Here is a 10,792-nt window from a genome sequence, read left to right on the forward strand (position 1 = left end):
ACCAGCATCGTGGCCAGGCCCGGCGCGAGCATGCCCGCGCCCTTGGCCATCCCGCCGACCGTCCAGCCCTCGCGCGTCACCACGGCCGTCTTGTGCACCGAGTCGGTGGTCTTGATGGCGATGGCCGCGTCCTCGCCGCCGGAGCCGGACAGCCGGGTGACGGCGGTCTCGACGCCGGCCAGGACCCGGTCCATGGGCAGCAGGACGCCGATGAGCCCGGTGGAACAGACCGCCACGTCCGCCGGTTCCAGGGCGAGCAGCTCGGCGGCCTTCGCGGCGGTGTCGTACGTGTCGTTGGTGCCCTGCGGGCCGGTGCAGGCGTTGGCCCCGCCGGAGTTGAGCACGACCGCGCGGATCCGGCCGTCCGCGAGCGCCTGCCGGGACCACTGGACGGGGGCGGCCTGCACCCGGTTGGAGGTGAATACGCCCGCGGCGGCGTGGCGCGGCCCGTTGTTGACGACGAGCGCCAGGTCCGGGTTGCCGTTCTGCTTGATTCCTGCGGCGATGCCCGCCGCCGTGAAGCCTCGTGCTGCGGTGGCACTCAAGGTGCGACTCCGATCGTGGAGAGCCCCAGTTCCTCGTCGAGGCCCAGGGCGATGTTCATGCTCTGGACGGCCCCTCCGGCGGTGCCCTTGGTGAGGTTGTCGAGGGCGCTGATCGCGATGATCCGGCCGGCGGCCGCGTCGTACGCGACCTGCACCTGCACGGCGTTGGAACCGTGGACCGAGCCGGTCGCCGGCCACTGGCCTTCGGGCAGCAGGTGCACGAACGGCTCGTCGGCGTACGCCTTCTCGTACGCGGCGCGCACGGACTGCGCGGTGGTGCCGGGGACGGCCTTGGCGGAGCAGGTGGCGAGGATGCCGCGGGGCATCGGCGCCAGCGTCGGGGTGAAGGACACCGACACCCGGCGGCCGGCCGCGGCGGACAGGTTCTGGATCATCTCGGGGGTGTGGCGGTGCACGCCGCCGACGCCGTACGGGCTCATGGAGCCCATCACCTCCGAGCCGAGCAGGTGCGGCTTGGCGGCCTTGCCCGCACCCGAGGTGCCGGATGCGGCGACGACGACGGCCTCCGGTTCGGCCAGGCCTTCCGCGTACGCCGGGAACAGCGCGAGCGAGACGGCGGTGGGGTAGCAGCCCGGCACCGCGATGCGCTTGGACCCCGCCAGCCCGGCGCGGGCACCCGGCAGTTCGGGCAGGCCGTAGGGCCAGGTGCCCGCGTGCGGGGAGCCGTAGAACGCCTCCCAGTCGGCGGCGTTCCGGAGCCGGAAGTCCGCGCCGCAGTCGATGACGAGCACGTCGTCGCCCAGCTGCTCCGCGACGGCGGCGGACTGGCCGTGCGGCAGGGCGAGGAAGACCACGTCGTGCCGCCGGCCCTGCCCCCTGAGGACGTCGGCAGTGGTGGGCTGGACCTCCCGCCCGGCCAGCGGGGTCAGGTGCGGCTGCAGAGTGCCGAGACGCTGTCCCGCGTTGGAGTGCCCGGTCAGGGCACCGATCTCCACGTCGGGGTGGGCCAGGAGCAGGCGCAGGAGCTCACCTCCCGCGTACCCGCTCGCTCCCGCCACGGCTGCTCGCACTGTCATAAACCCTCCTGCTTGACGGACATGTCGTTCTCCCGCGATCCGGGCTCTGCCGTGGATCGCGTTCGCCTCGTACAGGGCAGCCTCACAACGGCTGCGTGCCGTCCGGGAGGGTGCGTTCTGGTGACCTGGCTCAGCGCTTGCGCGCGGGGGTCTCGCAGTACTCGGCGCTCAGGATGGCGAGGAGGTCGTCCGCTCGCCAGTCGCTGTTGTAGTTGAACGTGAGCTGGTGGCGGCCGTCGTCGGTGAGGGCGACCAGGGAGAGCCACCCGACGGTGCCCCCGTCGCGGTACCAGACGGTGGTGCCGCAGCCCAGCGTCAGCCGCTCGATGCCGAGCCCGTAGGCCGAGATCGGGAAGTCGGGGTTGACGACGGTCGTCTTCAGCGCCGTCATCTGCGCCGGCGGCAGCAGCTTCCCGGTGATCAGGGCCGCGTAGAAGCGGTTCAGGTCTCTCGCGCTGGAGATGATGTCGCCGTTGCCCCAGTTCTGCGAACCGTTGACCTCGGTGACGTCGTCGATCCGGTCCGGCTGCGTGCGGAAGAAGAGCTTCGAGTAGCCGCGGCCGCTCGGCTGGGGCAGCTGGGTGCTGGTCCCGGGGTGGGTCGTCGACTTGAGCCCGAGGCGGTCGATGATGCGCTTGCGCACCTCGGTCTCGTACGGGCGGCCGGCGACCTTCTGGAGGACCAGCGCGGCCAGGACGTCGTTGGTGTTGGAGAACCCGTGCCGGGTGCCGGGCGCGAACGCCGGCGGGTGGGCGAGGGCCACCTTCACGCGCTTCTCGGGCGCCAGGGTCTCGTACCGGTGCTGGAGGTAGCCCTCGCCCAGGACGTACGTGTCGACGTACTCGGTGTCGGCGAAGAAGTCGGGCAGGCCGCTGGTGTGGTTGAGCAGCTGCCGCACGGTGATCGCGCTGCCGTCGTTGCCGTTGCCCGTCACGAGGCCGGGCAGGTGGCGCTCCACGGTGTCGTCGAGGCTGAGCTTCCTCTCCGCCTCCATCTGGAGGAGGACCGTCGCGACGAAGGTGCTGGTGATGTGCCCGGTGCGGAACCGGTCGTTCTTGCCGCGCAGCGCGCCCGTCTCGCGGTTGCCGATGCCCGCCGCTGTCTTCCAGATGCCGTTGTCGTCCCGCGCCTCGGCGGTGATGCCGGTGACACCGGCCGCGACGGCCGCGTCGATGGCGCGCTGCGTCGCCGCGTGGGCGGACGGGGGAGCCGTCTCCCACGAGGCCTGGGCGGGAGCCGTCAGAGCCGTCGCCGTGATCGCCAGTGCCGCCAGGCCTATGGCGCCGCGCCGTGCTCTCTTCCGTGCCGTCATTCTCTGCTCCTGAAGTCGTCTGTGGTCGGCTGGTGTCGTACGTGGGCGGTCCGCCGGGAAGGGGGAGTGCCAGGCTCCGTGAACGCGCCCGGCGGACGGTGGAGCGGGACTCGAGGTGCCGGCGGGCGCACCGGCCGGGGCGGCCGGAGCTCACCGCTCCGGTGGGGGCGCCGCCCGGGGGTCACGCCTGACGGGCCTCGAGTCCGCCGGCGCAGCGCAGCCGGTGTCCGGCGCAGCGGAGCGCGGCCGGCGCGCGGGTGTCCGCGTGGTGGCCGGGCACGCTCCGTGCGAGCCGGGGCCGCTTCGTCTCGTCGCCGGTGGAGTGGACGCCGGCCGTCTGCGGCCGCATCCGGTCCCGCACGTCCTCGGCGGCGGCCGGTCCGCGGTCGCGCATGTCTGCAGCAATGCTCATGACGTGCAAGTACACATACGGCTCCCCTCCGTGGCCGTATCGAACCGGGGAACGAAAATACCGTCATACCGGCTCATTTTCGACATTCAGGCGGCCGATCGATTCGCACGGACGGGACCGGAAACGGCCCGCGCCGCACCAGGGGACGGGGCGCGACTGCGGGAGTCCGTCGCCACAGGAATCGAGACGCGGACTCAAGTTGACCATGGCATCGCGGGAAATCCAGTCCGGCGGCCCCGGAAAAGGGATGCGCGGGAAAGGGGGACACGGCACACGGCTGCACCGCCCGGGTGCCCGCTGTCCCGTCGGCGGGACAGCGGGCACCCGGGCGGTGCAGCCGTTCGAACGGCGCTCAGGCGCCGCTCCAGCCCGCCCCACGAGAGTTCTCGCCGGTTATGTACACCCTTCCGATGGAGGCATGATGGCGCGTCAGGCCGGTCTTACCCCGGAGCCGCATGGCGGTCCGGAAGCCGCTCTTCCGCAGCCGCCGACCCGGCAGCCGCGCGCTGCGGGGGCCGCTCCGCGCCGGGGCCAGGTACTGACGACCAAGGTCGGACTGCAGATGCCGACCGGGATGGCCTACGACGAGTGGGAGCGGGCCGGACGCCAGCTCGCCGACATCCTCGACTCGTCCTCCTGGTGGCTCGGGGACTGGCTGCGGTACGGGAAGGACCACTACACCGACCGGTACCAGCGCGGGATCCGCGCCGTCGGCCTCTCGTACCAGACCCTGCGCAACTACGCCTGGGTCGCACGGCGCTTCGAGCACGGCCGGCGCCGGCCGGCCCTGAGCTTCCAGCACCACGCCGAGCTGGCCTCCATGCCGGTCGAGGAACAGGACGTCTGGCTCGACCGCGCCGAGCAGCGGAAGTGGACCACCAAGCAGCTGCGCAGCGCCATCCGCGCCACGCGCCAGGGGGTGGAGCAGCCGCGCACTCCCGCCGCCGACCCGAGCCGCCGCCTCGAGGTCCCCGGCAGCCGTCTCCAGTGGTGGCACAAGGCCGCGGAGCAGCTGGGCGTCGACTTCGAGCAGTGGGTGACGACCACCCTGGACAGCGCGGCCGCCAGCGCCCTGGAGGACCTCGGCACGCCGGAGGAACCGGAGGAGGTCCCCGGGCTCAAGGCCGTCAAGGGCCTGGCCGCGCCGGCCGGGGGCGCCCCCGGCGAGAACGCGCTGCCCGAGGGCCCGGCCGAGCGGACCCTGCCGGTGGCCATCAGCGCCTGAGCCCCCGGCGCCGGGGGCTCCGGCACGTCACGGCAGCATGCTCATCAGCCCTGCCGTCTCGCGCTTGTACCTGCACGCGCTCTGTCCGAACGACTCCTTCACCCGGTCGCGCACGTCGACCGGCTGCTCCTGGCTGAGCTTGAACATGCCCTCGGCCCCGGTCACGGTGAGCCGGAGGGCTCCCACGCCCGGCGCGATCTTGCGGAAGTAGTCGAGCGACTCGGTCATGTCCCAGCCGTTGCCGAACGCCCCTTCGAAGGCGCGCACGGTGGACTCCACCACGCCCAGCGTCTCCTCCATCGAGTCGATCTTCTCCACCACGCCCCGGACGTGCACCGCGGTGAAGTTCCATGTCGGCGCGGCCGGACTCACGTCGTAGACCGTGGGCGACACGTAGGAGTGCGGACCGGTGAACGTCAGCAGCAGGACGCTGCCCTCCTGCAGTGCCTTCCAGTGCGGATTCGCCCGGTTCATGTGGGCGAGGAGCGTGGCTCCCGGCAGCTCGCCGGTCCAGTTGCCGGACGTCTCGGGATCGAAGATGACCGGCAGGTGCGTGGCGAACGGACCGTCCTGGGGACATCCGTTGGCCACCGCGAGCGCCAGTGGATTCCCGCGGATCAGATCCGCCATCCACGAGCTGTCCGGTTCACGGTAGAAGTCGGGCACGAACATCCGGATTCACCCTTTCGGCATTGACTCAGGGCATGGCTATGCCTATGGCCCGGGACATGACTCATGAATTGCTCCGGGCACATACGCCGTCGGCGGCGCCACACGGAGGCTCTGAAAGTCCCTGCCGAACGTACCGGCGTCCCGTCGACGGGACAACGATTTCGATTCCAGAGGGTCTCGAGAGGCTCTCCAATGACCTTCACGGCGCTTTCGAGTTGCTTTGGAGCGCTTTTCGGGGCAAGACTGCAGCACGGTCTCTCGGGCCACCGGCCGAGTTTTCCAGACGCTATCGGGAGAATTTTCTATGGGCATAACGGGTAGGAACCAAGAGATCTACGACGTGGTCGGCATCGGGTTCGGCCCGTCCAACATGTCGCTCGCGATCGCCTTGGACGAGCACGGGGCGAGCACGCCGGAGAATCCGGTGAAGTCCCACTTCTTCGAGCGGCAGCCGACGTTCGGCTGGCACCGGAACATGCTGCTGCCGTCGACCACCATGCAGATTTCGTTCCTCAAGGACCTGGCGACCTTCCGGAACCCGCTGTCCAGGTTCGGCTTCATCTCGTACCTGCACGCCTCGAACCGGCTGGTGCAGTTCGTGAACAACCAGGACTTCTTCCCCACCCGGCAGGAGTTCCACCAGTACCTGGAGTGGGCGGCCGCCGGCCTCGGCGACCAGGTCACCTACGGCGCCGAGGTCACCTCGATCCGGCCCGTCAGCGAGTCCGGGGCCGGCGCTCCCGACCTCCTCGAGGTCGAGGTGCGCGGCAGCGACGGCGCCATCAGCGTCGTCACCGCGCGCAACGTGGCCATCTCGACGGGCCTGGTGCCGCGCCTGCCGGAGGGCATGGAGGCCGACGAGCGGGTGTGGCACAGCTCGGAGTTCCTGAGCAAGTACAACGCCCAGGCTCCGGAGGACCTCAAGAACGTGATGGTGGTCGGCGCCGGACAGAGCGCGGCCGAGATCACCCGGTTCTTCCACGACTCGCTGCCGCACGCCCAGGTCTCCGCGGTGATCCCGTCGTACGGCTACACCGTGGCCGACGACACCCCCTTCGCCAACCAGGTGTTCGACCCCACCGCGGTCGACGAGTACTACTTCGGCACCGACCGGGCCCGGGACTCGTTCTGGCGCTACCACCGCAACACCAACTACTCGGTGGTCGACAGCGACGTCATCCGGGACCTGTACCGGCGTACGTACGACGAGGAGGTGCGCGGCAGCCGGCGGCTGCACTTCCGCAACCTCACCCGGGTCGAAGAGGTCAAGCGCGCCGGGAGCGAGACGCGGGTGGTCCTGCGCACGCTGCTCGACGACCGGACGGAGGAGGTGGCCGTCGACGCCCTGGTGTTCGCCACCGGGTACGACGGTGTGGACCCGGCCCGCCTGCTCGGCGAGTTCGACCGCAACTTCGCGCGCGACGCGGCGGGCAAGCACCGGGTGGAGCGCGACTACCGCCTGGTCAACGCGACGGACATGACCTGCGGGGTCTACGTCCAGGGCGGCACCGAGCACAGCCACGGCCTGTCGTCGGCCCTGCTGTCGAACATCGCGGTGCGCAGCGGGGAGATCGCCGATTCGATCGTGCTGCGGCGCACCGAGCGGGAGCTGGACCGCGCCTCCCTCGTGGAGGGGGCGTCCTCGGTCGCCTGAGGCGACGGCCCCGGAACTGCCAGGGGGGTGGGCCCCGGTGCTGTGGCTTCAGCACCGGGGGCCCACCCCCCTGGCCGTTCCGGGGCCGCGCCCGGTCACGTCACGCGGCGTCGGCGGCGACCGTGCGGACGGCCGCCGCGTCCCGCAGGCTCTTCGGCCGCAGGTCGGTCCAGTGCTCCTCGACGTACGAGAGGCACGCCTCGCGGCTGTCCTCGCCGAACACGATGTGCCAGCCGTCGGGAGCGCCGGTGAACGACGGCCAGAGCGAGTGCTGCTGCTCGTCGTTCACCAGAACGTAGAACTGCCCGTCGGCGTCGTCGAACGGGTTGCTGCTCATCAATCCACTCCAATTCGAGCCGTCCACGATTCACTTTCGAGCGGAGAGTGAACCATCATCCATCAGTGGATGAGTCTGGCGAGATCGCCAGGCCAGATCATGGCACCTTTCAGGAACGCCGTGGAGGCCTGCGGTGCATTGCCCGTGATATCCGCCGCACACTGTCCTGCCGACGGGACGCGCCGCGACAGCGGGGCATACTCGAGCAGGAAAAGAAGTTGCCTTTCAAGCGAGTAGACGGAAAATCGACTTCCGTTTTCCCGCGTCCGCGCGCGATGATTTCGGCGCAAGCACAGCTCGGGCCGACAGGGTATTCACCCTCCCAAGGGCCCGCATCACAGCCAAGTGCTTTCGTGCCGTGTTCAAGCGCTTGTCCGCCGGTCACCGGGGCCCTGCCCGCGGCCGGGGTCCTCCACAGAAGGAGTCGTGCCTGTGAGCGCCAACTGGCTGGCCCGCCACCAGGGCGGGACGGTCGTCATCAAGCTGGGCGGACACGCCATGGTCGACGAGGAACTCACTGCGGCCTTCGCCAGCGACGTCGTCTTCCTGCGCAACGCCGGGCTGCGGCCCGTGGTGGTGCACGGAGGAGGTCCCCAGATCGATGCCGAGCTCGCGCGGCGCGGTCTGGAGCGCGAGTTCAGAGCCGGGCTCCGCGTCACCTCGCCGCCCGCGATGGACGTGGTGCGGATGGTCCTCGCAGGCCAGGTGCAGCGCGAGCTGGTCGGGCTGATCAACCGCTTCAGCCCGCTGGCCGTCGGCATGACCGGCGAGGACGCGGACACGCTCACCGCCGTGCGGCACGTGCCGCGGATCGGCGGGGAGCCGGTGGACGTCGGCCGGGTCGGCGACATCACCGGCGTGGACACCGGCGCCCTGGACAGCCTGCTGGCGGCCGGCCGGATCCCGGTGGTCTCGCCGATCGCCCGCAGCGCCGAGGACGGCCTGGTCTACAACGTCAACGCGGACACCGTGGCGGCGGCACTCGCGACCGCGCTGGACGCCGAGGCGCTGGTCATGCTGACGGACGTCCCGGGTCTGTACGCGAACTGGCCGCACAGCGACGAGGTCGTCGAACGGCTCACGGCCGGCGAGCTGGAGAGGCTGCTGCCGGAGCTGAGCGACGGCATGCTGCCCAAGATGACCGGCTGCCTGCATGCGGTGCGGGGCGGCGTGGGCGCCGTCCGGGTGATCGACGGCCGCACCCCGCACGCGGTCCTGCTCGAGCTGTTCACCGACGACGGGGCCGGCACGGTGATCGTCCCGGACCCGGACCCGGCCGGCGCACCGCTCGAGGACGGCCGCCCCGCACGCCGCGGGCTCACGGCGGTCCCGCCCGCCCCCGGCCTGCGGATCGTGCCGCCGTACGAGGAGCCGGTGCCGGCCGGCCCTGCCGGGTCCGGCGGTCCCGGGTCCTGGCCCGCGCCCCGCAACGATCCGCCCGACGGTCTCATCCGGCTGCGGTTCGCCGATGCGGTCGCGCTCGAACGCGCCGGCGCCGCCTTCGGCGCCGGATCGGGCCCGGGCCTCGGCGACGCGTGGAGCGACCCCGGGACGCTCACCCTCCAGATCCCCGGCGGCGCCTGCGTCGAGACCCTGCGGTCCGTGCTCGCGGTCCTCGACGGGGCAGCGCTCACCTCCGAGTCGCTCACCGTGCACACCCACGAACTCGACGACGTCTTCGCCGCGTTCACCGGCCCGCCCTGAGCACAGGGCGGGACCGGCGCCGCTCAGGCCCGGTCGTCCGGGGTCCGTTCGGGCTTCGCGTAGAGGATGTCGCGGGCCTGCTCCGCGGCACGGGTGATGCTCTCGGAGACGAAGTCGAGGAAGCGGGCGATGTTCTCGAGGCGGGCGGCGGCCGCGGAGTCGCGGCCGAGGATGCCGACGCCCTGGCGCGCGGTTTCGACGAGCTGGGCGGTGGAGCGGGCGCTGGCCAGCATCGACTGGTACCAGACGTCGTTGTCGACGACGTAGCGCTCGCGGCGGCGTTCGTCGCGCTCCCGGCGGACCAGGCCCTGGCTCTCCAGGAACGCGACCGCCTTGGAGATGGACGCCGGACTGACCTCGAGGCGCTGGACCAGTTCGGACGCGGTGAGGCTGCCGGATTCGGCGGTGAAGAGGCTGGCCAGCACCCGGGCCATCATCTTGGGCAGGCCCGTCGCCATGAGGACGGTGGTGAACGTCTCCTCGTACTCGCGCACCGCCTCGGCGTCGCGCCCGTGGGCCTGCGGGGCCTTCGGGTCGCGGGGCGCGGCCTGCCGGCGGCGGTGGGCACGGTGTTCGGTGGCGCGGTGGGCGAGGTCGGCCCGGTAGGCGGTGGGGCCGCCGTTGCGCATCACCTCGCGCGTGATCGTCGAGGTCGGACGGTCGACGCGTCTGGCGATCTCCGCGTAGGCGAGGCCGTCGGCCAGCCCCAGGGCGATCTGCTGACGTTCCTGCTGGGTGAGTCTGCCTCCCGGCATCGCGGTCTCCTTCGTGGTGTGCGTGTCCCCAGCATAGCGTTCACCCTCATTTCATTGCAACGGTCAACCCTCGTCCTGTTGCATTAAATGCGATGCCATTGCAACGTTTTTACCGCCCTGACCTGCGATGATGATAATTCTGCGCAACGATGCAGTTGCCGGATCTTTGAATGCAACGTAGCGTTTGCGTCATCAGAAACGGCGGGCCCCAAGAAGCCCGCCGATCCGGAGAAGGAGAGAACCATGCAGAAGTTCGACACCCCCGCCACCATCTCGGCCCTCGTCGACATCCCCGCGGGACGCATCCTGTTCATCGCCGCCGACCGGTCCGACACGACGGTCGAGATCCTGCCCGCGGACCCCTCCAAGAGCCGCGACGTGACGGCGGCGAAGGAGACCACCGCCGAGTACGCCGACGGCGTCCTGCGGATCACGGCCGCCCCGGCGAAGAACCAGTACTTCGGCTCCTCGGGCTCCGTCGAGGTCAGCGTCCAGCTGCCCGCCGGCTCCCGCGTCGAGGCGAAGGCGGCCGGCGCCGAGCTCCGGGGTGTCGGACGGCTCGGCGACGTCACCTTCGAGAGCGCGCAGGGCCCGGTCAAGCTCGACGAGGCCGCGAGCGTCCGCCTCACCGTCCAGGACGGCGACCTCTCGGTCGGCCACCTCGGCGGCTCCGCCGAGATCAGCACCCAGCGGGGCGACATCAGCATCGCCGAGGCCGTGAGCGGGACGGTCACCCTGAGCACCCAGAAGGGCAACATCTCGGTGGGCGCCGCCCGCGGGGTCTCCGCCGCCCTGGACGCCGGCACCAGCTACGGCCGCGTCCAGAACTCGCTCAACAACGCCGCCGGCACGCCCGGTCTGAACATCCGCGCGACCACCGCCTACGGCGACATCGCCGCCAACAGCCTCTAGTCCGCAGCTTCCGAAGGAGCACTCCCCATGACCAACCTGGCCATCGCGGCACACGGGCTGCGCAAGTCGTACGGCGACAAGAGCGTGCTCGACGGCGTCGACCTGATCGTCCCGGAGGGAACGATCTTCTCCCTCCTCGGTCCGAACGGCGCCGGCAAGACCACCGCCGTCAAGATCCTCTCCACCCTCATCGGCGCCGATGCCGGCACCGTGCACGTCGGTGGCCA

Annotated in this window: 11 protein-coding genes and 1 pseudogene; 5 read left to right on the plus strand and 7 right to left on the minus strand. The window is 71.0% G+C overall.

Annotation, left to right across the window (positions count from 1 at the left end; genetic code table 11):
* The 4 genes from ACZ7H1_RS36940 to ACZ7H1_RS36955 form a co-directional block, all read right to left on the minus strand.
* On the minus strand, nucleotides 1-545 hold a 545-nt coding region (locus ACZ7H1_RS36940; protein ID WP_470792824.1), incomplete at its 3' end, for a bifunctional ornithine acetyltransferase/N-acetylglutamate synthase.
* Entirely contained in the window at nucleotides 542-1,582 is a 1,041-nt protein-coding gene (argC, locus tag ACZ7H1_RS36945) for an N-acetyl-gamma-glutamyl-phosphate reductase (protein ID WP_470792826.1), read from the minus strand. The genes argC and ACZ7H1_RS36940, both read right to left, overlap by 4 nt.
* Nucleotides 1,583-1,712: 130 nt before the next feature.
* Nucleotides 1,713-2,894, minus strand: a complete 1,182-nt coding sequence (locus ACZ7H1_RS36950) for a serine hydrolase domain-containing protein (RefSeq protein WP_470792827.1) — start codon at nucleotides 2,892-2,894, stop codon at nucleotides 1,713-1,715.
* A gap of 181 nt (nucleotides 2,895-3,075) precedes the next feature.
* On the minus strand, nucleotides 3,076-3,306 hold the full coding sequence (locus ACZ7H1_RS36955; protein WP_470792829.1) for a hypothetical protein: 231 nt from the start codon (nucleotides 3,304-3,306) through the stop codon (nucleotides 3,076-3,078).
* Between the two features lie 538 nt (nucleotides 3,307-3,844).
* On the opposite strand from ACZ7H1_RS36955, the gene ACZ7H1_RS36960 reads away from it, so the two are divergent.
* Nucleotides 3,845-4,531, plus strand: coding sequence for an LmbU family transcriptional regulator (locus ACZ7H1_RS36960; RefSeq protein ID WP_470792842.1), 687 nt, complete (start codon nucleotides 3,845-3,847; stop codon nucleotides 4,529-4,531).
* 27 nt (nucleotides 4,532-4,558) lie between these two features.
* Here ACZ7H1_RS36960 and ACZ7H1_RS36965 read toward each other — a convergent pair whose 3' ends face one another.
* A complete protein-coding gene (locus ACZ7H1_RS36965; RefSeq protein WP_470792830.1) occupies nucleotides 4,559-5,203 on the minus strand; it encodes an FMN-binding negative transcriptional regulator in 645 nt (214 codons plus the stop codon).
* A 304-nt stretch (nucleotides 5,204-5,507) separates the two neighbouring features.
* Between ACZ7H1_RS36965 and ACZ7H1_RS36970 the strand changes: the two genes are divergently transcribed.
* Entirely contained in the window at nucleotides 5,508-6,857 is a 1,350-nt protein-coding gene (locus ACZ7H1_RS36970) for a lysine N(6)-hydroxylase/L-ornithine N(5)-oxygenase family protein (RefSeq protein WP_470792832.1), read from the plus strand.
* 100 nt (nucleotides 6,858-6,957) lie between these two features.
* On the opposite strand, the gene ACZ7H1_RS36975 is transcribed toward ACZ7H1_RS36970, so the two are convergent.
* A complete protein-coding gene (locus tag ACZ7H1_RS36975) occupies nucleotides 6,958-7,194 on the minus strand; it encodes an MbtH family protein (protein WP_470792834.1) in 237 nt (78 codons plus the stop codon).
* A gap of 426 nt (nucleotides 7,195-7,620) precedes the next feature.
* Here ACZ7H1_RS36975 and argB point away from each other — a divergent pair.
* A pseudogene (argB, locus tag ACZ7H1_RS36980) lies at nucleotides 7,621-8,478 on the plus strand (acetylglutamate kinase); the annotation flags it as partial.
* A 443-nt stretch (nucleotides 8,479-8,921) separates the two neighbouring features.
* On the opposite strand, the gene ACZ7H1_RS36985 reads toward argB, so the two are convergent.
* Complete coding sequence (locus ACZ7H1_RS36985) at nucleotides 8,922-9,653, minus strand: helix-turn-helix domain-containing protein (protein WP_470792836.1); 732 nt, start codon at nucleotides 9,651-9,653, stop codon at nucleotides 8,922-8,924.
* A gap of 243 nt (nucleotides 9,654-9,896) precedes the next feature.
* On the opposite strand from ACZ7H1_RS36985, the gene ACZ7H1_RS36990 reads away from it, so the two are divergent.
* Both ACZ7H1_RS36990 and ACZ7H1_RS36995 read left to right on the plus strand, forming a co-directional pair.
* Nucleotides 9,897-10,565, plus strand: a complete 669-nt coding sequence (locus tag ACZ7H1_RS36990) for a DUF4097 family beta strand repeat-containing protein (RefSeq protein ID WP_470792838.1) — start codon at nucleotides 9,897-9,899, stop codon at nucleotides 10,563-10,565.
* Nucleotides 10,566-10,592: 27 nt separating this feature from the next.
* Nucleotides 10,593-10,792, plus strand: a 200-nt coding sequence (locus ACZ7H1_RS36995) for an ATP-binding cassette domain-containing protein (protein ID WP_470792840.1), incomplete at its 3' end; no start/stop codon positions are given.

Source organism: Streptomyces sp. NPDC037401 (assembly GCF_055602345.1).